Here is a 21,558-nt window from a genome sequence, read left to right as displayed (position 1 = left end):
CGAGAAATCCGGTCGCGGCACGCCGAGGCCCTTCGCTAAGGTCGTGCGCTTCGGCGTTTTTCGGTGCTTCGCGGACCGCGCGTGCGGAAGGGAGCGACATGCTGCGCCTGTACGCGACGGTGGCCGCGGGCGGCTTCCGGCGCCACGCCACCTACCGGGTGGCGACGGCCGCGGGGGTGTTCACCAACTCCGTCTTCGGCCTCGTCCTGTCGTACACGTACATCGCCCTCTGGGACGAGCGCCCGCACCTCGGCGGCTACTCGATGGACGACGCGCTCGCGTACGTGTGGATCGGACAGGGGCTGCTCACGGTCTGCGGGATGATGGGCGGCGGCTTCGAGAACGAGCTGATCGAGCGGATCAGGACCGGCGACATCGCGGTCGACCTCTACCGCCCCGCCGACCTCCAGACCTGGTGGTTCTCGGCGAATCTGGGCAGGTCCGCCTATCAGCTGCTCGGCCGCGGGATCGCCCCGATGGCGGTCGGCTGGCTGGCCTTCCGCTTCACCCTCCCGGCGGGCCCGGGCGCGTGGCTCGCCTTCCTGGTGGCGGTGGCGCTGGGCTCCACGGTCGGCTTCGCGCTCTGGTACGTGGTGGCGATGAGCGCGTTCTGGCTGCTCGACGGCCAGGGCGTGGTGCAGGTGGCCTGGCTGGGCGGCCTGTTCTTCTCCGGGATGCTGCTCCCGCTGAACGTCTTCCCGGGCACGCTCGGCGAGGTCGCGCGAGCCCTGCCGTGGGCCTCCCTGCTCCAGGTGCCGGCCGATGTGTACCTGGGGACGTACGAGGGCTGGGGACTGGCGGGGGCGTACGCCTTCCAGGGCGGCTGGGCACTGGTGCTGCTGGCCGCGGGCCGGGTGGTCCAGGCCGCGGCGACGCGGAAGGTGGTGGTCCAGGGTGGCTGAGGGGACGCGTACGAGCGTGCTGACCGGAGCCGCCCACGGCCCGGGGCCCGCCCCCGGCCGCCTGGCCGACGCCTGGCGGACGTACCGGATGGTCGCGGGCATGTGGATCCGCTCGACGATGACCTACCGGGCGTCCTTCCTGATCGCGCTCTTCACCAACTTCTGCGTCACGTTCTTCGACTTCGTCGCGATCCTGCTGATGTTCGGTCAGGTGAAGGGACTGGGCGGCTTCGCCTTCGCCGAGGTCGCCCTGCTGTACGGGACGGCGGGCACGGCGTTCGGGATCGCGGACCTGACGATGGGCTCGCTGCAGCGGATGGGGGCCCGCGTCAGGGACGGCTCGCTGGACACGTTCCTGCTGCGCCCGGCGCCGCTGCTCGCGCAGATCGCCGGGGACAAGTTCGCGCTGAAGCGGTTCGGCCGGGTCACGCAGGGCCTCGTCGTCCTGATCTGGAGCCTGTGCCTGCTGGACGTGGCGTGGACGCCGCTGAAGGTGCTGCTGCTGCCGGTGACGGTGGTGAGCGGGGCGGTGATCTTCGCGGCGGTGATGGTCGTCGGCGCGTCGTCGCTGTTCTGGATCCAGGACGCGGCGGAGGTGACGAACTCCTTCACGTACGGCGGGAACACCCTTCTCCAGTACCCGCCGACGATCTTCGCGCAGGACCTGGTGCGGGGTGTGGTGTACGTCGTACCGCTGGCGTTCGTGAACTGGCTGCCGGCGCTGTACGTACTGGACCGGCCGGCCCCGGCGGGGGTGCCGGAGTGGGCGGCGTTCGCGTCGCCGCTGGTGGCGGCGGTGTGCTGCGGGGTGGCGGGGGTCGCGTGGCGGGCCGGGGTCCGCGCGTACCGATCGACGGGAAGCTGAGGGCAGAAGGTGTCGTTCATCGAACTGCGGCAGGTGGAGAAGGTCTTCACGGTGCGCAGACGCGCGGGCCTGTTCCGCCGCGAGAAGAAGGAGGTCCGGGCGGTCGACGGCATCAGCTTCGCGGTCGAACGCGGGGAGATGGTCGGCTACATCGGCCCGAACGGCGCGGGGAAGTCGACGACGATCAAGATGCTCACGGGCATCCTGACCCCCAGCGGTGGCCGGCTGCGGGTCGCGGGCATCGACCCCGCGCGCGAGCGCACCCGTCTGGCGCAACGGATCGGGGTGGTCTTCGGCCAGCGGACGACGCTCTGGTGGGACCTGCCGCTGAGGGACTCGTACCGGCTGACGCACCGGATGTACCGGATCCCCGACGCCCGCTTCCGGGAGAACCTGGACCGCTGCGTGGAGCTCCTGGAACTCGGGGAGCTCCTCGACGTGCCCGTGCGGCAGCTGTCACTGGGGCAGCGGATGCGCGGGGACATCGCGGCGGCGCTCCTGCACGACCCGGAGGTCCTGTACCTGGACGAGCCGACGATCGGCCTGGACGTGGTGTCGAAGGCGCGCGTGCGGGAGTTCCTGGGCCACCTCAACACCACCCGGGGCACCACCGTCCTCCTGACCACCCACGACCTCACGGACATCGAGCAGCTGTGCTCCCGGGTGATGGTGATCGACCACGGCCGCCTCATGTACGACGGGAAGCTCACGGGCCTGCACGCGGTGGGCGAGAGCGAGCGGCTCCTGGTGGTGGACCTGGAGCGGGAGCTGCCGCCGATCGACGTCCCGGGCGCCCGCTTCGTACGCTCGGAGGGCCCCCGCCAGTGGCTCGCCTTCCCCGCGACCGCCTCGGCGGCCCCGCTGGTGGCGGAGGTGGCGGCGGCGTATCCCCTCCTCGACCTCTCGGTGCGGGAGCCGGACATCGAGACGGTGATCGCGAAGATGTACGGGGGAACTCGGGACGAGCGCCGGGAGTCCCTGATGTAGGAGGTCAGGCCCATGGTGAGTTTTTCGTACACGGCGGCGGACGAGGAGAAGAGCAGAGGCGTCCGCCGGATGAAGTCGCTGGCGACGGCGCTGCTGCTCGTCGTGGCGGTGATCTACGCCCTGGCGACCTGGGCGGAGAACGCCGGCTGGGGGCCCTGGACGGGCTATGTCGCGGCGGCGGCGGAGGCCGGCATGGTCGGTGCGCTGGCGGACTGGTTCGCGGTGACGGCCCTGTTCAGGCACCCCCTGGGCCTGCCGATCCCGCACACCGCGATCATCCCGACGAAGAAGGACCAGCTGGGGGCGTCGCTGGGCCAGTTCGTCGGCGAGAACTTCCTGTCGGCCGACGTCGTACGGGGCAGGCTGGCGGCACTCTCCATCGGCAGCCGGCTGGGCGGGTGGCTGGCGGACCCGGCGCACGCGGACCGGGTGACGGCGGAACTCTCCACGGCACTGCGCGGCGCGCTCACGGTCCTCCGCGACTCCGACGTACAGGCGGTCGTGGGCGAGGCGATCACCCGGCGGGCGGAGGCCGCGGAGATCGCGCCGGGCCTGGGCAAGACGCTGGAGAAGATCGTCCAGGACGGGGCGCACCACCGGGCGGTGGACCTCGTCTGCACCAGGGCGCACGACTGGCTGGTGACCCACGGTGACTCGGTGATGGACGCGGTCCAGGGCGGGGCGCCGGGCTGGACGCCGCGCTTCGTGGACAAGCGCATCGGCGAGCGCGTCTACAAGGAACTCCTCCGCTTCGTGACGGAGATGCGCGACATGCCGGGCCACCCGGCGCGCGGTGCGATCGACCGCTTCCTCACCGACTTCGCGGCCGACCTCCAGGCGGACACGGACACCCGGGCCCGCGTCGAACGCCTCAAGTCGGACCTCCTGGCCCGCCCGGAGGTCCAGGACATCATCGCCTCGGCCTGGTCCTCGGTCCGCAACCTGATCATCGCGGCCGCGGAGGACGATCGCAGCCAACTCCGCCTCCGCGCCCGCGCCTCCCTGATCTCCCTGGGCAACCGCCTGTCGACGGACGCCCGCCTCCAGACGAAGGTGGAGGGCTGGGCGGAGGACGCGGCGGCCTACGTGGTCACGACGTACCGGCACGAGATCACGTCCCTGATCACGGACACGGTCGCGGGCTGGGACGCCACCCAGACCTCGAAGAAGATCGAGGCGAACATCGGCCGCGACCTCCAGTTCATCCGCATCAACGGCACGGTGGTGGGCGCCCTGGCGGGCCTCCTGATCTACACGGTGAGCCACGCGGCCGGGGGGTGAGGGGGGACGGGCGGCTGGGCAGGGGGTCCTGCTCGCCGCGGGTGACGGCCCCCGGAGAGAAGTCAGCTCCGGTCGCGGGTGACGGCCCAGGAGGCGGCGGCCATGCCCCCGGCGACGGAGAACACCGCGGGCCAGGCGCCGATCTTCTTGGCGAGCGGATGGGACCCGGCGAACGCGGCGACGTAGGCGGCACCGAGCCCGGCGGCGACCTTGGCCCCACCGGCCTGCTGCCACTCCCGAGCGGCGACGGCCCCGGCCCCGGCGAGCACGACGCCCCCGAGAGGCCGCTTCTTGGTCCACCGGGCGACGGCATAACCACCGACGAGCCCGGCGGCGGCTACGACGGGGGAGGGGATGCGGGGCATGACGGGGCCTTTCGGTCGGCGCGGGTTTCTACGGGTTCGAGCCTACGAGGGGGTTCGGACGTCGCCCTTCTCGGGCGGGCGCGGCGCATTCGGCGCACAGGGTCTCGTCGGCGAGCGGCCGGAACAGCATGGGCTGGGTGTGGTGGCCCGCGCACTCGCGTGCGCCTTCGAGGCGGACGGAGAGCCGGATCGGGGCTGATGGAGGCGGGGTCGGCAGGACGCGGGGCGGTACGTCGCGAAGAAGGTGGCGGACGAGCCCGCCGGGTCGGTGAACGGGCGTCCCGGCGCCGGGCAGGCCGCGGAGGACGTGCTCGTGGACGTCGGCGGACGAGTGCCCGGCGTCGAGCCAGCGGGCGGCGAGGCGGGTGAGTTCGTCGCGCATGCCGGGCGGGATGTGGCGGAGGGCGGGGGAGAGGAGGGGCAGAGCCCCGACGAGGGCGCGGGCGTCCTCGGCGTGGGGGCTGGTGGGTGCGCTGTCGACGGCCGCGGCCGGCTCGGCCGGAAGGTGGGAGGTGTCTTCCTTGAGGTCTTCATCTGGATGACCGCCGGTCGACGGGGTGGTCGGCCGACCGGCGGCCGGTTTCCGGGGACTCGGCGCGACCTGCGGGGTTACGGGTTCGGTGCAGGCGGGGAGGGGTGTCCGGGCGAGCAGCTTGGCGGCCTCACCGGCGGTCAACGGGGTACTGGAGACGAGCTGTTGGGTGGTCCACCGGCCACCGGGCCCCTGAACTCGCCGCTCATGCACGAACCCTTCCTCCTTGAGCTGCCGCTTGGCGCGGGTGAAGGCGCATCCCCCGATCCGGGCCCGTTGGGCGGTCGAGGAAAGGGACTCGCGTGCGTTCTGCGGGAGGGAGAGCTGCCAGGTCAGGAGCCGGACGGCGTCGGAGGTGAGCCGGGGATGCCGAATGATCTCGTGCGAGAACTGACTGAAGGCATGGGAGGGCGCGTTAAAGTGCCGGTAGATCACGGTGGAGGCCTATTTCCACTAGTGGTTCAGGCCCTCGCTGACGGCTGCAACCATCGGCGGGGGCCGTTTTGCGCGAAGGTACCGCACTGATCGCCGGTGAGCGGGCGCGTCAGGCGAAGAACGCTCGTGTGGGTGACCGAGTAGAGGAGCGGCGGAACTCCTCGTGCGTGTGAGGGGCGTGGCGATGAGGACGATCGGGCTGATCGGCGGGATGAGCTGGGAGTCGACGGCGGAGTACTACCGCCTGTTGAACGAGTTCACGCGTGACCGCCTGGGCGGGCTCCACTCGGCGCGTTGCGTGCTCTACTCGGTGGACTTCGCGGAGATCGAGCAGCTGCAGGTCCAGAACCGTTGGACGGAAGCGGGCGAGATCCTGGCGGCGGCCGCACAGGCCCTTGAGGCGGCCGGCGCGGAGATGATCCTGATCTGCACCAACACCATGCACAAGGTCGCCGACCAGGTCGGGGCGGCGGTGTCGGTCCCGCTGCTGCACCTGGCCGACGCCACAGCGGACGCCGTACGGGAGTCGGGGCTGCGCCGAGTGGGCCTGCTGGGAACGGCGTTCACGATGGAGCAGGACTTCTACCGAGGGCGCCTGGAAGCGGCCGGACTGGACGTGCGGATCCCGGACGCTGACGGGCGCGCGATGGTCCACGGCGTGATCTACGAGGAACTCTGCCTGGGCATCGTGCGGGAGGAGTCACGCACCGCGTACCAGAAGGTCATCGCGGACCTGGTCGCGGGCGGCGCGGAAGGCATCATCCTGGGCTGCACGGAGATCGAGCTGCTCATCGGGGCCGAGGACAGCCCGGTCCCGGTCTTCCCCACCGCACGACTCCACGCGGCGGCGGCGGTGGATGCGGCGCTGCTCGCCGACTAGCCCGAACCGGCAACGAGAGTGCGGGTGCGGCCGCCCTCTTTCCGAGTGTGGCGTCCTGCACCACCGCGTCAAGGGCGCCTTCGGCGTCGCTGCGCGATGGGCTGCGCCCACCCTTGACCCGGCGGCGCAGGCCGCCTTTTCACACTCGGAGGGCGGCCGGGGGCGGGGCCGCGCGGGGGTTCGGGCAGTGGCCGGGGTCGGCGTGGGCGCCTTGCGGGCCGGTGGGGTGGGGCTGGGTTCGCGGCGGGGCGGGGTGGGCCGCTTTCTCTTGTTTCGGGGTGCGCGGTCGTTGAATGGGGCGGCCCGGCTTGGCTTGGCGGCGGACTGTCGTCGTCGGGTGGGGGTTCAGGCCCCGCTGGTCGCTGTCCGGTGGGTGGTGGGAGCGGGTGGCGAGAGTTTCCTGCACTTCATCGCCCGATAAGGGCGATTCACCCCATTCACCCTTCCCTCCCCGGTGGGTTACTCGGAGTAATGTCGAATTACTCGCGCTTCGACCCGCCGGGAGTGACCAGCGGGGCTTGAAGCCCCGCCCCGAGCCGGCCTTTCGTCGCTGAGCGCCGCCCGGCCGCCCCATCCAACAACCGCGCACCTCGCACGAGTCGACGGATCCCCACCGACCCCGGCCGCGAACCCAGCCCCACCCCACCGGCCCCACGCCCGCCCACGGTGAGTGGCCACTACCCGAAGCCCGGCGTGGACCCCGCCCCCGGACCGCCCTCCGAGAGTGTCTTCGCTCCTGGAGGTGGTGGGTCAAGGGTGGAGCGCAGCGGAATCGGCGAAGCCGACGCGACCGCAGGGAGCGCCCTTGACGCGCCGCCGGAAGGAGCGACTCTCGGAAAGAGGGCGGTCCCACCAGAAGCCCCACACCCGGCCCACCCCCAGGGCCTGCCTTGGCCCGAAAGCCAGAGGTCGTCAGCGCTCTGACGCGTCTCGCCAATAGTCCGCCAGCATCTCCCCCGGCCACTTAGGCTGAGTCACGGGCCCACGAGGGAGCATTTCGTGGAATACCGCCACAAGATCCACGACCTGAGTGCCGTCGTCGGCGTCGAGGTCCACGACGTGCAGGTCGCGCCCGTCGACCTTGAGCAGCCTCGGAAAGGAAGTGGCCAGCCTGGCTGGACGCCGATGATTGTGGTGAACGAAGGTGCCGGTCGCCGGCCAAGCGGGATTGTCCCGAGGGCTACGCGCATGCAGCGCGACATCGTCCCGCGATCCGAGGTTGAAGAACCACGTGACCTGGAGGTGCGAGAACTCCTCGATGCCTTGCAAGGTCTCCACGGGGAATTCCGGGCGCAGACGGATGACCGATTCGACGCCGCCCTTGAAGTCGTCCAGGCGCCCGGCATGGCCCCCGACCACGTCGGCGATGACCGGCACCTCGATGACCTGTTCAGGCATGGTTCTCCCCGTTCTCCCCTGTAGAGTCCGCCACTTGTCTGTGCAGCGGATTCGAGGCCGTCAGGCTACTCGTCGGAGTGCGACCCGGGCGCGCTCGTCCACCTCGGCGGCAGAGGGGATTCCGCGATTGCGGAACGGGGATCGCGGCGATCCCTTGACCTCGGACCGTGAGGGTCATTGGCCGGGGCAGCGGCTGCTGTCCACGCGGAGAGGCCGGTGCTCACGGCTGCTGCAGATGACCGAGCAGCGCATGGAGGTCGGCGGAGTCCATTCCCCACGGAGTGAGATCCTCCTCCGGGTCCGCCAGCTCCCGTACGACCGGATCGTCGAGGATCTGGCCCATGAACTCCAGCTTGCGGCCCAGGCGCTCGTGCACGACGGTGTCGATCGTCCCCTCGGTGACGAGCACCGTCACGCGGGTCTCCGTACCCGGGGCGAGTCCGAGCCGGTGGATCCGGTCGAGGCTCTGGAGGTAGCGGCCGGCCGCGAAATCGCGGTCGAGGTAGACGGCGTCGTGACAGACGTGGTGGAGGCTGATCCCCTCGCCCAGCGTGGCCGGGTTGGAGAGGAGCACCATGCAGTCCGGGTCCTCGCGGAACCTGCGGATCTGCTCGTCCCGGTCCGGGGTGGCGCCGTGGACCACTGCTGGGCGGAGCGAACCGAGAGACGCCGCGAGCGTCGTCAGGTTCCTGACGAACGTCGACCAGACAAGTGTCTTGCGGCCCGCGCGGGCATTCTCTGTCACGGTCCGCAGAACGGCCTCGTACTTCGGGGACAGCTCGTAGCGCGGAAGCTCCCGCATGAGGTCCAGCAGGGGGAGACCGGGGTCCGCCGGGCGCCGGGCCGCGACCAGCGGCAGGGGCTGGTACCGGTCCGAGCCGGACTCCAGCAGGGCTGGGTTCGTACTGGCCATCATCAGGTAGACGAGCACTTTGCCCAGCCGGGTGAACTCCTCCTGCTCGCGGTCCTGAAGGTCGGTGAGCTGGTTCTTGAGCGCGGCGTAGAGGCGGCGGTGTGCCTCAGGAAGCTGGACGTACTTCACCCGTATGTCCACCGGGGGGAGCTGGAGTTCGTTCTTCGTCGTCCTGGTGAAGAGCGGTCTCAGCACCCGGCTCGCGTGCGCGAGGTCCCCTCCCGCCACCGCCTGGTCCACGGCTCGCCGCCCGTGCCCGGGCCAGACGAACGAGAGGAGGCTCTCCAGGTCCTTGGCGCCGTTCGGCGCAGGGGTCCCGGTGAGGATGAGGCGGTGCGCGGCCAGGGGCCCTAGCGCCATGCAGCTGGCGCCGTACGTGCCCCGGACGCCCAGCTTCATGCGGTGGGCCTCGTCCAGGACCATGAGCGCCGGGGCGGCCGAGAGCCACTCAGCGAGCTGGGACTGCTGCCGGCTCAGCCGCTCGTAGTTGACGAGCAGGATCTCCGCACCGCTGTCCTCAGACCGCTGGAAGACGCGGAGAACGGGGGGAACGGAGAAGCACGTGGCAGCTTCGTCGGTCCATGCCTCGTAGGCGGATTTCGGGCTGACCACCAGCAGCCGCCGGACCTTGCCGGCCTGCCGGAGGGCCGCGTATACCGCCAGGGCTGCGCGGGTCTTGCCTGCCCCGGGGACACTGAAGTTGGCGCCGTGCGTGAGGGACAGCAGCTTTGCGATGTCGCGCTGCTGGAAACTGGTCAGCGGAGCCGTCCAGGCCGGGCCGAGGAGCGCCGGGACGTCAGAGGGCGAGACCTCTCCCCGTACCTGCTCGCCGCGTTGCCCCGCCTCCAGCCGGGCTTCTACCGCCTGTGAATCCCGAACCGATCCTTCGGCGAGCGCCTTCAGATCGGGTGAGAAGGTGACACCCTGCGGGTCGTACCAGTGGGTCAGCAGAGGCAGCTGGGCGAGGAACTCCTCCAGGTCCACATCCGCGGCCTGAGGACCGCGCTGGCTCCCGCTGCCGTACCGTGCGATGAACCGCACGAGATGACCCTGGCCGTCCGCGCGGCTCCGGAACACCACCTTCGTACGGGTCTCGTCAAAGCTGATTCTGAGCGAAGGCTCTTCGGCGTCGGCCACGCTCAGTCCTCGCTCGCCTTGATCAGCCAGCTGACGCCCTCACCGCGCGTGCTGACACCACGGCTGGCCTGGCGTGCCAGCTTCGCGAGACTGCTCCGTACCCTGAGCAGCGCGCTGTCGAAACTCGCCTCGTCGAGACTGTTGCTACCGAGCGCCTGCACCAGATCGCTCACGCTCTGGTCGATCGACGCGCGCGCGTCGTCGAGACGCTCCGCGGTGGTCTGCCTGACCTTCCTGAGCCGGTCGTCCCGCTCCGCCGCGTCCAGTGCGCGGCGCATCCCCTTGCGGGCTTCGGCGATCTCGCGCTGAGCGGCCTCGCGTACGGCGTCCGGAACGTTGCGGGACGACCAGGTGGCGCGGGCCTGGAGGATCTGGTCGGTCACGGCCCGGGCCCGGATGACCGGGTCCGAGGGCGGGGCGACGACGACGGACAGACCGGGGATGGAGATTCCGGCCGGGCCGGCCGCGCTCTCCCCGCCGGAACTGGCGGCCTCGAACAGCGTGGGCAGGCTTCCCTCCAGGTAGGTCCCCTGGAAGTCTTCCCCGATGACACGGGTCTTGGTCTTGGCGAAGTCCAGGATGATGGCCGCGATCCGGTTCTCCTTGACCCGCTCGGCCTTTTCCTGGCTCGAAGCCCGCACCTTCTCGTACGTACGGTGCAGCTCTTTCAGGTTCTCTTGGTGGCCCTCGAAGTCCGAGAGGCCGAGCTGGGAGCCTTCTGGCGTGGAACTGCGCTCGATCATGTCCCGGATCACTCCGAGAATCCACCGCTCCTGCCGGAAGGTCTTGAGCTGGATGTGGAAGTCGCGTGCGATGTCTGCCTCCTCCCGACCCATCAGCTCCTGCTCCTCCATGGCGATCAGGCGGTTGATGTAGGAGTAGTCACGGCGCTTGTCGGGACGCAGCTGAAGGGTCAGCTCGACCGCGTTGATGTCGTCCCAGGTGAAGGAAGAGGGAAGGACGCCGACCCGGATCGAGGCCCGCCCCAGCCGGCGCAGGGCCGCGGCACGCGTGTTGCCGTTCACGAGGATGCCCTCATGCGTCATGAGCCCGGGTTCCTGCTGGTCGACGGAGCGCAGGCTTTCCAGCAGAGCTTCGAAGTCCGGGTCCGTCTCGTCAGGGCTGGCGGGCTTTCCCCTCAGCAGCCGGTCGAGGTATTCCTGGCTTTCCACGCTCCAGGGATCCCACTCCAGCCCGCGGGCGAGGTCGGGGTCGTGGTCGCGCTGAGCCCTGATGCGGTGAGTCGCCGGGTTGTAGTAGACGTCCCGCAGCGGCATGTCGATGACACCGACGTGGATCGGACGACCGTTCCACTCCACGGTGACGGTCTCGCTGATTTTGTTCGCTTCGGTGGACTCACGGAGCCGCCGTGCGACGAGCTCGGTGTTCTCCGGGCCCTTCGGCGGAAGAGCGAATGCCAGCATTCCCACGATTCTCCTCAACTCCGGGCCTCGGCCCGTTTCCCGTCCAGCTCTCCGCCACGGTGTGCTACGGCCGCCTGACCGCCGCGCGGACCGTCTCACGGGACTCCGCCGGCAGACTGCGGTACTCACCCCACAGGCGCTCCATGGTGCTGAAGTCCCGATGGTCGGCCGCCACCCACTGCGCGAAGAGCTCGCGCTCCACACCGCTCATCTTCGCCAGCCGGCCGAGGATTTCCGTGATGTCGGTCTGTCGGCCCCGGCCGCCGATCCTGCACCGCCGGCACTCGATGACCAGCTCGACGGTCCTGCCGCCCGGCTTCAGCACCTCGCGGCGGGCGATGTCCAGCTGGGCGGTCTCGACGCCGCCGTCGTACGCCTCACCGGCGGCGATGCCGCATACCCGGCAGAGGTGGTCGTCCCGGTCGAGGATCTCACGGCGCTGCGGAGCGCTGATGCCGGCGGCGGCAGGCTTGATCCGCGCCTGGCCGGGCTTCCAGACCTCGGCCCCCTGCTCGACGAACCGGTGCTCGCTCGGGGACAGGGTGGGGTCCTCGCGATTCGTTGCGATCACCCAGCCGTGTACCCGGAGATCCCGCATGCGGCGGTCGATCTGTGAGGTCTCTGGAAACGCCTCGCGCAGCTGGGTCTTGGTGAAGACCGAATCCACGCCGACCTCGGTGACGAGCCAGAGCGCGCAGCGGACCATGGTCCCCTGCGTGCTGGTCCGCCACGAGGGAATGTCGGTGTCCACCACGATGATCTCCTTAAGGCCGACCAGGGGTCTGCGTCCGCGTGCGGTCGCCGGCGCCCGGATCTATTTGCCTTCCATTGGAAGCGGGCGCCGGCCAGTAGATCAAGCTGTCCCGGGTGTTTGCGGCCCAACGCAAACATGTGGGGGCACGGGCTGGCGGAAACGCAAACACCGGGAGGCGGAGCCCACAGCAATGCAAACATCCGGGTTCGGCGGAACGACTGGTTCCTGTGTTGTCCTGCGCATGATCGCGTCAGACTGAATGTGCGACACATACGTTCGTCTCTGGAGGTTCAATGGCCGCTCTGGGCCAGGTACGGGAAACGTTCTGGGAAGATTGCACGCCTGGTCGCATCGAGTTCGCCACGCAGTTCCGCGCGCTGGTCAACGCGATGAGGTCCCCCAAGCAGGGCGCCCGCGCACAGCAGCTGGGCATTGCACCCAGCACCCTGTCCAACTACTGGACCGGCCGCCGAATCCCCTGGCAGTCGGACCTTCGCGTCCTCTTCGCGGCGGCACGGGCGAACTCGGCCGGTGACGCGCCGGTGAGCCTGGCCGCCCTTGAAGAGCTGCGCGCGTATGCGTGGCTGAACCGGCTCGACCGCGACGTCCACGCCGCGTCCGTCATCGGGGGGCTGCCTGCTCAGGCACCCGGTACGGACGACCCGGCACCCGGCACCATTCCGGCAACGGGACCGGCGCAGGACCGGCGGAACTCTGGAAACACCGGGCTGCTGGAGACCGGCGAGAACCCGAAGAGCTCGGAGAAGCCGGGTTACTCGTCACAGGACCCGGAGAACCGGGAGAAGCCGGAGGCCGCGGAGACGGGCCGGGAGGTCACCGAGAGCGGCGCGGTGGCTGAAACCCTGGGGATCCTGCGGGCGGCGCGGGTATCGGGGAACCTCCGGCACCTTGTCGGTACGGCCTGGTCGGCCAGCAGGGCCTTCAGCGAGGCCGAGTTCTGCGCCGCCGTCGCCGCGCTCCACACCACCGGCGACGCGGACTTGGCCGAGGCGCTGCTCCTCGCCGACGGGCAGCGTGGCGCGGACGCCACGATGCGGCTCGCCCTGGCGCTGATGGGAGCCGGTCTCGGAAGCTCCGCCGAGCTCATCATGCGGGCCAGCCTTCCCACGGAGGCCAGCCTGGGGCGCTAGCCCACAGCCCTCGGGGCATTTCCGAAGAACACCAGCACGGGGTGGGTCGAAGTCGCCGCTCCGGTCTCTGTGGCGCCCGAATCCGGACCGCCTCCTCGCTCACGTTGCACAGGAGTCCCTTTATGCTGCACATTTCTCTGGCCCTGATCGTCGGAATCGGCTTCGCCGTCTTCGTCTCGGTCGTCGCTGCCGCCACTGCCTTCGCCCTCTCCAGGGCGGAGGGGGAGACGATGTTCGCCTCGGTCCGCTGGGGAGCCGGAGCCTTCGCCGGCGCGCTCACCCTCGGCATCCTGATCCTCACTCTGTTCAGGAGTGTGGCGGGTTAGTCACCGTGGGCGCGGTGCGAGGAGTACGCTCCCGATCCGCCCGAGGCGCGGTCAGACACCCGTGCCTGATGCCGCACACTTATGTGGGCGCTGTCTACTTTCAGGTCGCGTTGTCAGTGGGGTCTGTCACCCTCTGTGATGGCTGGTGGCACAAGGCGCCAGCCGGGGTTCGGGTATGAAGGAGGGTGCATGGCCAGCACTGCATCGGAGTTCACCTCGATCGAGATCTGTGCTGGAGCCGGCGGACAGGCCATCGGCCTGCATCGCGCGGGTTTCCGGCACCTCGCGCTCGTGGAGATCGACAAGAACGCCAGGGAGACGCTGCGGCGGAACATCGAGACGCGGCCGGACTGGGCGTGGGAGCTGCGGCACTGTGACCTCAGCCACTCGGACGTGCAGGATTTCGAGCCCCTCGAAACCATCCGCCGGGATGGGGCGCCGCTCCAGCCGGAGGAGCTGGACCTCCTGGCCGGCGGCGTGCCGTGCCCTCCGTTCTCGCACGCGGGAAAGCAGCTGGGCAGGGACGACGAGAGGGATCTCTTCCCGCGCATGCTCGATCTCGTGGGAAAGCTCCGCCCCCGGGCGGTCATGATTGAAAACGTGCGGGGCATCCTGGACCCCAAATTCGAGGACTACCGGGACTACATCAAGGCCAGGCTCGCGGGTGGCTCGTACCGCGAGGTAGACGGGACCGTCGTCACCGTAGAGGGGATGAATTACCGGGTCTGTCACTGGGGTCTTCTGGAGGCCAGCAACTTCGGGGTCCCACAGCTCCGGCCGCGTGCGATTCTCGTCGCCATCCGGGAAGACGTCCTGAAGGACGTGAAGTACGAGTGGCCCACGCCGACGCACGAGGAGCCGTTCAGCGTCGCGGAGGCGCTGAAGGAGTCGATGGAGGCGCGGTACGCCGTCCACTACGGCGGCGTCCGTGAGCAGCAAGCGCGGGATGCCCTGGAGAGGTGGCACCGGAAGGCGTCGGAGCGGCACGCGGAGCTCAGGGCCAAGGGCAGCGCCGGCATCGCCCCCACGCTCGTGGGCGGCTCCAAGAAGCACGGCGGGGCCGACCTCGGTCCGAGCCGGGCCAAGGCGGCCTGGAAGCAGCTGGGTGTGTCGGGCCTCGGGGTCGCCAATGACACCGAGACCGCCGAGAAGAAGAACTCGGCGGACCGCGATCTCTTCGGTGTGGACGGCCCGATGCTGACGGTCGAACAGGCCGCGATCATCCAGGGCTTTCCGCGCGACTGGATCTTCGACGGGGGCAAGACGGCTCAGTACCGGCAGGTCGGCAACGCCTTCCCGCCGCCGGTCGCCGAGGCCGTGGGCCGCTCGATCATGGAGGTCCTGAAGGCCGCCCGGGAGAGGGACGTACAGCAGTCCTGATCAAGGAGTGTCCGTGCCTGGGTCCGCGCCCTTCTTTTCCGCACGGGCACAGGCACGGCGCTTCTCCACTTCGGCGGCGATCCGGAGGGCGCACTCGGCGGGTGCCTCGTGCTCCCAGAAGCGGAGGACGGTCCAACCCGCCTCCAGCAGCCGCGCGTCCGTGTCCCGGTCGCGGGCCATGTTGCCGGCGACCTTGTCCGACCAGTAGCCGGGGTTCGTCTTGGGCGGCACGTAATGCTCGGGGCATCCGTGCCAGTAGCACCCATCGATGAAAACCGCGACCCTCACCGGCCGGAAGACGATGTCCGCCGTCCGCCGCAGGTCGGCCACCGGCCTGGCGGCGACGCGGTAGCGCAGCCCCTGCGCGTGCAGCAGCCTCCGGACCAGTTGTTCCGGTTTCGTATCGCGGCTACGGATGGCCTGCATATTGCGCCGGCGGGCGGCGGATGAGGCCCAGGAACCCGGCGGGAGTTCCGGCTCCCCAGCCGGTGGGCGGGTGTCCCTCTGGCGTGGATTGTCCATGGTGCTGGCGGCCCCTACAGCGGCGCGGGGACGGTCGGCTGTTCCCCGGGGAGGGGAACAGCGTAGAAGAGCCCATTGATTTCGGCCCTGGCCCGGTTGCTCTCGGAGCCGACTTGAGTAAGGGCCGTGGAAAGCCACGATCCCTTTCCCGGAACGTCGAGGCCGAGTGCCAGGGCGATCTGAGGGTGCGGATTCAGATGCCCGAGGATGGCGATGCCTTCGGAGCGCAGCCTGTTTCGGGCGTCGCGGACCCGCTTGGGGCTGTCGTCCTGCCGGGCGACGGTGAGAACGGTGTTCCGGTTGATGACTCGTCCCTGAACCCGCCGGAACAGCTCGTCGGTACGCAGCTGTCCGCTTCTTCCTCCGCCAGCTCCGAAGATCGCTTCCCGGTCGGCTTGGCTGGTGCGGAGAAGGATGTTCTCCGGAAGCCTTGCCCGGCTGGTAATCCAGAGGACTGCGTTCCGCCCCGACGCCGAAAGCGTTCGCTTGCCGTCCCGGTTCCTGCCAGGATTCAACACGTCGTCGCTGATGCGCAGGATTCCCGCGGCGAACTCACCTTTCCGGTCGTTGGCGGAGACGAGAAGGCAGATGTGCCCGTCGGCCTCTGACGGAATGGTCCAGTTCTGTCCGACGGTGAACTTCGAGTCGACCTCATGACCTGCGATCACGTAGTCCATGCTCCGGCCGCGGCCCAGGCCGAAGGCGCTCCTCAGGATGATCTCCACCTTGGTGCCGAGGTAGGTCTTCTCGGTCTTCTCCAGCGTGTCGATATCGAAGCGGCCGGTGCGCTGGCCGTCCAGCACTTCGTCGAATGCCTGCCGTATCGAGTCTCCTATGACCTGGGCCGCCTGCCGCTGCTCCAGCCAGGCAGCCACCTCGGAGACGGCGGCGTCAGGTTCCGGGGAGCAGCTGAGCCGGCTTGCCACGTTATGCGCGGCCGCGATGTCGAAAGGAAGAAAGGATTCCTGCACTGCTGTCAGCTCCCCCGGATGTGTCCACGCCCGATGTGCGACTCGGATCACTCCGCCCCTGGCGCTCCCCGTACCCCCGCTCCGAGCCGCACCAGCATTCTGCCGGACCGGCCAGTGATCACTCCGACCCGTGGCACTCCCCGTACGCAGCCCCCCGGCCGCACCAGCACGGGTCCGTCCAGACCGGTGGCCACGCCGTCGCCCGTCCCCTGGCCGCCAGGGTCGTCGCGTACTGGGGGAGCAGGTCCGCGTTCGACGGGTGGGTGGATTCCGAGGCCGCGAAGGCTTCGTACGAGGGGACCGTCGCGCGGACGATGCCCAGGTTCGGGGTGCCCGCCTGGGCGAGTTCGCGGAGGGAGGCCTCGATGTCCGTCAGGTGGGCGCGGTACGTGGGGTACTCCGCCTCCAGTTCCGGGTACGCCGCCAGCAGCTCGTCCAGTTCCGGTTCCGGCCAGTGCAGGACCGCCACCGGGAACGGGCGGGAGAGGGCCGTGCGGTAGGTGCCGAGTTCCGAGCGGAGGCGGGCGATCTCCGCCTGGAGTTCCGCCGGGTCCTCCGAGCCCAGGGACCACAGGCGCTTCGGGTCGTGGAGTTCGTCCAGGGGGACGGCCGCCGTGTGCAGGCGGTCCGCCTGGTCGTCCCACGCGTCGTGGTCCAGCGCCAGCATGCGGCGGACGCGGTGGCGGGTCATGAGGAGCGACTGCGTCGCGTGGGGGAGTTCCGCGGACGTGACCAGCAGCGCCGCCGCTTCCGTCAGCGTCTTCTCCGCCGCCTCCAGCTCGTCGTGCGCCTCCAGCGTCTCCGCCGCGATCTGCCACGGCGCCGCGTCCGCGGGACGTGCGCGCCGGATGCCGTCGATGATCGCGCGGGCCTCCGCCTCGTGACCGTACTCCCAGAGGTTCGCCGCCTTGAGCGACCTGATCAGGAGCGGGTCCGCGGGGGAGGAGGAGAGCAGCGTGTCGTACAGGGCCGTCGCTGCCTGGCGGTCGCCCGCCAGTTCCAGGTGTGCCGCGGCCCGGAGGTGGAGGCGTTCCCGGTCTCCCGGGTACTGCGCGGCCGTGCGCAGCAGGCGCTCGGCTTCGGTGGCGTGGGCGGCAGGAGTGTCGGGGCGCATGCCCTCCACCGTACTGCTGTACGGGCCTGGAGAGTTGGCGCCTCAGCGCATATCGTGCCCCGCGTGCGGGCCAGGGTGGGGCAGCGGGTGCCGGTCGTCGTCCAGTCGCGGGGGCGGCGCCGTAGGGGTGCGCGCCTGCTGTGGGTCGCCGCCGAGACGGTCGTCACCTGTGGCGTCGTCGTGCTGCTGCTCGTGGCGCACCAGCTGTGGTGGACCAACCGGCAGGCCCGTGCCGAGGCCCTCCAGCAGGTGCGGGTGCTGGAGCGGGAGTGGGACATCTCTCCCCCTGCCCCCGACACCACCCCTGGTGCCGATGGCCCCGCCCGTACCTCCGATCCCTCCCGTTCCGGCGCTCCCCCCGTCGCATCCGTCGCCCCCTCCGCCGAGCCGGACCGTCCCACCGCCGATGCCGCCCAGGGCGGGCCCGACACGGACTCCGCGGCCTTCGCCGTCCTCCGTATCCCGCGCCTCGGACTCACCGTCCCGGTCGCCCGCGGTGTCTCCAGGCGGTCCGTTCTCGACAAGGGGTACGTGGGGCACTATCCCGGCACCGCCGCCCCCGGACGCGTCGGGAACTTCGCTCTCGCCGGGCACCGCAACACCCATGGCGAGCCCTTCCGGTACCTCGACCGGCTCGCCGAGGGGGACCTCGTCACCGTGCGGACCCGGGGGGCCACGTACACCTATCGCGTCGACCGGATCCTGCCCCGCACCGCTCCGCGTGACGTCGGGGTCGTCCGGCCCGTGCCCCGGTCGATCGTCAAGCCCTCGTACGGGTACGACGCCCCCGGCGCCTATCTCACCCTCACCACCTGCACCCCCGAGTTCAGCAGCGCCTACCGGCTCGTCGTCTGGGCGAAGCTGGTCCCGTCGTTAGGCTCGGCCGGGTGATCAGACGTCGGCCCCACCTGCTGTGGCTCCTCCTTCCGTACCTCCTGTTCGTCGTCGCGCTGCCGTTCGTGAACCGGGTGCCGTTGTTCGTTCTCTGGCTGTTCGGGGCGACCCTCGTCACTCCCGTGGCCGTCGCGCTCGCCCGGCGGGGGGACCGGTCGTGAGTTCCGCCGCCGTCGCCGTGTCCGTCTTCGGTGTGTTCATGGTGCTCACCGTCGTCCTCGGGCTGCTCGCCGTGCGCCGGCACCAGACCGGTGGGCTCGACGCCTGGTCCGTCGGCGGGCGTTCGCTCGGGCCGGTCTTCATCTGGGTGCTCATGGCGGGGGAGGGGTACACGAGTTTCAGCTATCTCGGCGCCGCCGGCTGGGGCTACAACTACGGCGCCCCCGTGCTCTACGTCGTCGCCTACATGTCCTGCGGCTACGCCGTGGGCTACGTCGTCGGGCCGATGCTGTGGGGGTACGCCCGCAAGCACGGGCTCGTCGCGCTCAGCGACATGACCGCCCACCGGTACCGCCGGCCCTGGCTCGGCGCGGCCGTCGCCGTCCTCGCGACCGTGTTCCTCCTGCCGTACATCCAGCTGCAGATCACCGGCATGGGCGTGGTCGTGTCCACGATCTCGTACGGGACCATCGGCCTCGACCTCGCCTACTTCCTCGCCTTCGCCGTCACCACCGGTTTCGTGGTGGTGAGCGGACTGCGGGGGAGCGCCTGGGTGTCCGTGCTCAAGGACGCCCTGGTCGTGCTCACCCTGGGCTTCCTCTTCGTGTACGTGCCCCTGCACTACTTCGGCGGCTTCGGGGAGTTCTTCGGGCGGCTCGTCGACGAGAAGGGCGAGTGGCTCAAGCTTCCCGGGCACGGCGGTGAGGAGAGCGGTTACGGGGTCGGCTGGTTCGCCTCCACCACGGTGCTCAACTCCCTCACCGTCGTCATCTTCCCCACCACCGTCGCCGGGTACCTCGGGGCTCGCGACGCCGACACCCTCCGCCGCAACGCCGTCTGGCTGCCCGCGTACAACGTCCTGCTCTTCGTCCCCATGCTCCTCGGCACCGCCGCCCTCTTCGTCGTTCCCGGGCTCGTCGGGGCCGAGTCGAACCTCGCGCTGTTCAAGCTGATCACGGACGCGCTGCCCGCCTGGGCCGTCGGGATCGTCGGCGTCGCGGCCGCGCTCTCCTCGATCGTGCCGATGGCCGTGTTCATGCTGGTCATCGGCACCATGTGGGGGCGGAGCGTGCTCAGTCTCGTGCCCCGGCTGCGGGCTCGTGAGAAGGGGCTCTCGCAGATCGTCGTGGTCGTCGCCGGGTCGCTCGCGCTCCTCATGACGTACACCGCGCCCAACACCCTCGTCCGCCTCTCCCTCATCTCGTACGAGGGGATGGCCCAGCTCCTGCCCCTGGTGTTGCTGGGGCTCGCGTGGCGGCGGATGACGGTGGTGGGTGGGGTGTGCGGGCTCGTGGTCGGGGTGTCCGTCGTCTGCGCGCTCGTCTTCTCCGGGAACGATCCGCTGTGGGGCGTCAACGCCGGGCTGCTCGCCCTGGTCGTCAATCTGCTCGTGAGCGTGGCGGTGAGTCTGTACGGGCCGCCCGAGCGCGGTGACCGGCGCGCCGACGAGGACGTCCTCGCCCTGGAGGAGTACACCGACGCCGCCGTCGGGCTGAGATCCGTCGGCGGGCATGAGGCCGCGGTCGGGCCGAATGCCGCCGGCGGGCCGAATGCCACCGGCGGGCGGGATGGCGACGGAGGCCGGGATGCCGATGGAGGCCGGGCCTCGGGGTGAGCGCCGTCCGTCCGGCGTCAGCGTGAACCCCTTCCGGCCGAGCGCCGTCCGTCCGGCGTCAGCGTGAGTCCTTCCGGCCGAGCGCCGTCCGTCCCGCGTCAGCGTGAGTCCTTCCGGCCGAGGGTCAGCGTGAGCGCCGCGCCCGTCAGGGCCAGTGCCGCAGACACCAGGACCGCCGTGTCGGAGCCCGCCGTCGCCAGTGCCAGCATCAGGGCCACGCCCGCCGAGGAGCCGATGTAGCGGGCGGTGTTGTTGGCGCCCGAGCCCATCGCCGCGCGCTCCGGTGGTACGGAGTCGACCGCGAGGCGTGGCAGGGCGGCGTTCAGGAGTCCGCTGCCCGCGCCCGCCACCAGGAGGCCCGGGAGGAGGCGGGGCCAGGCGCCGGCCGCGCCCTCCAGGCCGCCGAGCAGAGCCAGGACCCCCGCCGCCGACAGGACGAAACCCAGGGCCAGCTGGTACGGGGCGGAGAGCCGGCCCGCGAGCCGGCGGGTCTGCAGAGCCACCACGAACGCCGTGCCCGACCACAGGACGAACAGCCACGCCGCGCCCAGGGGTGACATCCCGGCACCGCCCTGGAGCAGCGCGGGCACCACGCTGAACAGGCCGATCACCGCCAGTCCCGTGAACAGCGCCCCCAGCGTCGACGCCAGGAACGCCGGCCGCCGCAGCAGCGCCAGATCGACCATGGGCGTACGGCTCCGCCGCTCGACCCGCACGAAAAGGGCCGTCAGGACGAGCGAGGCGAGCAGCAGCAGGCCCACCTGGGGGCGCAGCCAGCCGTCCCGGCCGAGGGTGAGGGCGGTGAGCAGGGCCGCCAGGGCCAGGCCGAGGGCCGTTGCGCCCGCGAGGTCGGGGCGGGCGCGCGCGCCGCCGGACGTCTCCGCCGCCCTGTCGCCCGGCAGCAGGCGCGCCCCGGCCGCCGCGGTCACCAGCGCCGCCGTGCCGAGGACCTCGTACGCGAGCCGCCAGTCCACCAGGCTCAGCGCGCCCGCGAGGAGCGGGCCCAGGGCGATGCCGGCGCTGACGGACGCGCCCCAGATCCCGGTGGCCCTGATCCGGTCGCGTCCCGCCGGATACGCCTGGGCCAGCAGGCCGAGGCTGCCCGCGAGGACCGCCGCGCTCGCCGCGCCCTGGGCGATCCGGGCCGCGGTGAAGGTGGCCGTGGAGCCCGCGAAGGCGCCGAGGGCGGTGGTGAGGCCGAGGGCGAGGGTGCCGAGGAGGAAGACCCGGCGGCGGCCGTGCGCGTCGGCGAGGCTGCCGGCCACCAGGAGGAGGACGGCGAGGCCGAGCGGGGTGCCGTTGAGCAGCCAGGCCCGGGCGGAGGCCGGGGTCCCGAAGGCGGCGGCCATGTCGGGGAGGGTGAGCATCGGGGCGGTGTAGTTCATCAGCGCGACGGCGGTGGCCGCGGCGGTGACGGCGAGCGTGGCCCCGGGGCGGGTCCGGGCGTCGGCGCGGAGGCCGTGGGGCGGGGCGGGGGCGGTGGACGCGGGCTGCGGCATGGCGGGAACCTTTCCACCGGTCGGTTCGGTGAATGAACTCTCCCCTCAAGGTAG

At 70.7% G+C, this 21,558-nt stretch carries 21 protein-coding genes; 11 read left to right on the top strand and 10 right to left on the bottom strand.

Annotated elements, in window-relative coordinates:
* Positions 1-101: 101 nt before the first annotated feature.
* The 4 genes from OG392_RS14015 to OG392_RS14000 all read left to right on the top strand — a co-directional run bounded on the left by OG392_RS14015 (position 102) and on the right by OG392_RS14000 (position 4,035).
* Positions 102-902, top strand: coding sequence for an ABC transporter permease (locus OG392_RS14015; protein WP_329287254.1), 801 nt, complete (start codon positions 102-104; stop codon positions 900-902).
* Between the two features lie 88 nt (positions 903-990).
* Entirely contained in the window at positions 991-1,767 is a 777-nt protein-coding gene (locus OG392_RS14010) for an ABC transporter permease (protein WP_329287253.1), read from the top strand.
* A gap of 9 nt (positions 1,768-1,776) precedes the next feature.
* Positions 1,777-2,754, top strand: coding sequence for an ABC transporter ATP-binding protein (locus tag OG392_RS14005; protein ID WP_329279187.1), 978 nt, complete (start codon positions 1,777-1,779; stop codon positions 2,752-2,754).
* A gap of 12 nt (positions 2,755-2,766) precedes the next feature.
* Entirely contained in the window at positions 2,767-4,035 is a 1,269-nt protein-coding gene (locus tag OG392_RS14000) for a DUF445 domain-containing protein (protein WP_329279185.1), read from the top strand.
* Between the two features lie 62 nt (positions 4,036-4,097).
* Here OG392_RS14000 and OG392_RS13995 read toward each other — a convergent pair whose 3' ends face one another.
* A complete protein-coding gene (locus OG392_RS13995; RefSeq protein ID WP_329279184.1) occupies positions 4,098-4,400 on the bottom strand; it encodes a hypothetical protein in 303 nt (100 codons plus the stop codon).
* A 28-nt stretch (positions 4,401-4,428) separates the two neighbouring features.
* A complete protein-coding gene (locus OG392_RS13990) occupies positions 4,429-5,367 on the bottom strand; it encodes a hypothetical protein (protein ID WP_329279182.1) in 939 nt (312 codons plus the stop codon).
* 184 nt (positions 5,368-5,551) lie between these two features.
* Between OG392_RS13990 and OG392_RS13985 the strand changes: the two genes are divergently transcribed.
* On the top strand, positions 5,552-6,247 hold the full coding sequence (locus OG392_RS13985; protein WP_329279180.1) for an aspartate/glutamate racemase family protein: 696 nt from the start codon (positions 5,552-5,554) through the stop codon (positions 6,245-6,247).
* Between the two features lie 912 nt (positions 6,248-7,159).
* Here the strand turns inward: OG392_RS13985 and OG392_RS13980 are convergent.
* The 4 genes from OG392_RS13980 to OG392_RS13965 form a co-directional block, all read right to left on the bottom strand.
* Positions 7,160-7,645, bottom strand: coding sequence for a TrmO family methyltransferase domain-containing protein (locus OG392_RS13980; RefSeq protein ID WP_329279178.1), 486 nt, complete (start codon positions 7,643-7,645; stop codon positions 7,160-7,162).
* A 220-nt stretch (positions 7,646-7,865) separates the two neighbouring features.
* Complete coding sequence (locus OG392_RS13975; protein WP_329279176.1) at positions 7,866-9,695, bottom strand: DEAD/DEAH box helicase; 1,830 nt, start codon at positions 9,693-9,695, stop codon at positions 7,866-7,868.
* 2 nt (positions 9,696-9,697) lie between these two features.
* On the bottom strand, positions 9,698-11,119 hold the full coding sequence (locus OG392_RS13970) for a transcriptional regulator (RefSeq protein ID WP_329279174.1): 1,422 nt from the start codon (positions 11,117-11,119) through the stop codon (positions 9,698-9,700).
* 64 nt (positions 11,120-11,183) lie between these two features.
* The gene (locus OG392_RS13965) at positions 11,184-11,873 is read right to left on the bottom strand and encodes a hypothetical protein (protein WP_443054771.1); all 690 of its coding nucleotides are present in this window, start codon (positions 11,871-11,873) and stop codon (positions 11,184-11,186) included.
* A 293-nt stretch (positions 11,874-12,166) separates the two neighbouring features.
* Here OG392_RS13965 and OG392_RS13960 point away from each other — a divergent pair, with 293 nt between their 5' ends.
* The 3 genes from OG392_RS13960 (at position 12,167) to OG392_RS13950 (ending at position 14,730) form a co-directional block, all read left to right on the top strand.
* Complete coding sequence (locus OG392_RS13960; RefSeq protein ID WP_329279172.1) at positions 12,167-13,024, top strand: hypothetical protein; 858 nt, start codon at positions 12,167-12,169, stop codon at positions 13,022-13,024.
* Positions 13,025-13,146: 122 nt separating this feature from the next.
* A complete protein-coding gene (locus OG392_RS13955; RefSeq protein ID WP_329279170.1) occupies positions 13,147-13,350 on the top strand; it encodes a hypothetical protein in 204 nt (67 codons plus the stop codon).
* 189 nt (positions 13,351-13,539) lie between these two features.
* Positions 13,540-14,730: a DNA cytosine methyltransferase gene (locus OG392_RS13950; RefSeq protein ID WP_329279169.1), complete on the top strand. Its 1,191-nt coding sequence runs from the start codon at positions 13,540-13,542 to the stop codon at positions 14,728-14,730.
* Here OG392_RS13950 and OG392_RS13945 read toward each other — a convergent pair whose 3' ends face one another.
* From OG392_RS13945 to OG392_RS13935, 3 genes are all read right to left on the bottom strand, one after another.
* Complete coding sequence (locus tag OG392_RS13945) at positions 14,731-15,252, bottom strand: very short patch repair endonuclease (RefSeq protein WP_329279168.1); 522 nt, start codon at positions 15,250-15,252, stop codon at positions 14,731-14,733. It lies immediately after the preceding gene.
* Between the two features lie 14 nt (positions 15,253-15,266).
* On the bottom strand, positions 15,267-16,223 hold the full coding sequence (locus tag OG392_RS13940; RefSeq protein ID WP_329279167.1) for a NaeI family type II restriction endonuclease: 957 nt from the start codon (positions 16,221-16,223) through the stop codon (positions 15,267-15,269).
* A gap of 118 nt (positions 16,224-16,341) precedes the next feature.
* Positions 16,342-17,337, bottom strand: coding sequence for an SEC-C domain-containing protein (locus OG392_RS13935; protein ID WP_329279164.1), 996 nt, complete (start codon positions 17,335-17,337; stop codon positions 16,342-16,344).
* A gap of 63 nt (positions 17,338-17,400) precedes the next feature.
* On the opposite strand from OG392_RS13935, the gene OG392_RS13930 reads away from it, so the two are divergent.
* The 3 genes from OG392_RS13930 to OG392_RS13920 are packed head-to-tail and all read left to right on the top strand — an operon-like array spanning position 17,401 to position 20,005.
* Positions 17,401-18,228 carry a class E sortase gene (locus tag OG392_RS13930; protein ID WP_329279162.1) on the top strand — a complete coding sequence of 276 codons (828 nt, stop codon included), beginning with the start codon at positions 17,401-17,403 and terminating at the stop codon, positions 18,226-18,228.
* Positions 18,225-18,392, top strand: coding sequence for a hypothetical protein (locus tag OG392_RS13925; RefSeq protein ID WP_266966298.1), 168 nt, complete (start codon positions 18,225-18,227; stop codon positions 18,390-18,392). The genes OG392_RS13930 and OG392_RS13925 overlap by 4 nt, the downstream gene beginning before the upstream one ends.
* 38 nt (positions 18,393-18,430) lie before the next feature.
* Positions 18,431-20,005, top strand: coding sequence for a sodium:solute symporter family protein (locus tag OG392_RS13920; protein ID WP_329287251.1), 1,575 nt, complete (start codon positions 18,431-18,433; stop codon positions 20,003-20,005).
* 98 nt (positions 20,006-20,103) lie between these two features.
* Here the strand turns inward: OG392_RS13920 and OG392_RS13915 are convergent, their stop codons facing one another.
* On the bottom strand, positions 20,104-21,504 hold the full coding sequence (locus OG392_RS13915; RefSeq protein ID WP_329279159.1) for an MFS transporter: 1,401 nt from the start codon (positions 21,502-21,504) through the stop codon (positions 20,104-20,106).
* Positions 21,505-21,558: the final 54 nt, after the last annotated feature.

The sequence above is a fragment of the Streptomyces sp. NBC_00691 genome, assembly GCF_036226665.1.
Lineage (GTDB): Bacteria > Actinomycetota > Actinomycetes > Streptomycetales > Streptomycetaceae > Streptomyces.
Note: the sequence above shows the minus strand (reverse complement) of the source record. Positions and strands in the feature narration are given on the sequence as shown.

What these genes read in the sequence shown, in the direction of transcription:
- OG392_RS14010 (WP_329287253.1), top strand. Translation starts at nt 991, where the DNA reads ATGGTCGCGGGCATGTGGATCCGCTCGACGATGACCTACCGGGCGTCC.
- OG392_RS14000 (WP_329279185.1), top strand. Translation starts at nt 2,767, where the DNA reads ATGGTGAGTTTTTCGTACACGGCGGCGGACGAGGAGAAGAGCAGAGGC.
- OG392_RS13995 (WP_329279184.1), bottom strand. Translation starts at nt 4,400, where the DNA reads ATGCCCCGCATCCCCTCCCCCGTCGTAGCCGCCGCCGGGCTCGTCGGT.
- OG392_RS13985 (WP_329279180.1), top strand. Translation starts at nt 5,552, where the DNA reads ATGAGGACGATCGGGCTGATCGGCGGGATGAGCTGGGAGTCGACGGCG.
- OG392_RS13980 (WP_329279178.1), bottom strand. Translation starts at nt 7,645, where the DNA reads ATGCCTGAACAGGTCATCGAGGTGCCGGTCATCGCCGACGTGGTCGGG.
- OG392_RS13970 (WP_329279174.1), bottom strand. Translation starts at nt 11,119, where the DNA reads ATGCTGGCATTCGCTCTTCCGCCGAAGGGCCCGGAGAACACCGAGCTC.
- OG392_RS13960 (WP_329279172.1), top strand. Translation starts at nt 12,167, where the DNA reads ATGGCCGCTCTGGGCCAGGTACGGGAAACGTTCTGGGAAGATTGCACG.
- OG392_RS13955 (WP_329279170.1), top strand. Translation starts at nt 13,147, where the DNA reads ATGCTGCACATTTCTCTGGCCCTGATCGTCGGAATCGGCTTCGCCGTC.
- OG392_RS13950 (WP_329279169.1), top strand. Translation starts at nt 13,540, where the DNA reads ATGGCCAGCACTGCATCGGAGTTCACCTCGATCGAGATCTGTGCTGGA.
- OG392_RS13945 (WP_329279168.1), bottom strand. Translation starts at nt 15,252, where the DNA reads ATGGACAATCCACGCCAGAGGGACACCCGCCCACCGGCTGGGGAGCCG.
- OG392_RS13935 (WP_329279164.1), bottom strand. Translation starts at nt 17,337, where the DNA reads ATGCGCCCCGACACTCCTGCCGCCCACGCCACCGAAGCCGAGCGCCTG.
- OG392_RS13920 (WP_329287251.1), top strand. Translation starts at nt 18,431, where the DNA reads ATGGTGCTCACCGTCGTCCTCGGGCTGCTCGCCGTGCGCCGGCACCAG.
- OG392_RS13915 (WP_329279159.1), bottom strand. Translation starts at nt 21,504, where the DNA reads ATGCCGCAGCCCGCGTCCACCGCCCCCGCCCCGCCCCACGGCCTCCGC.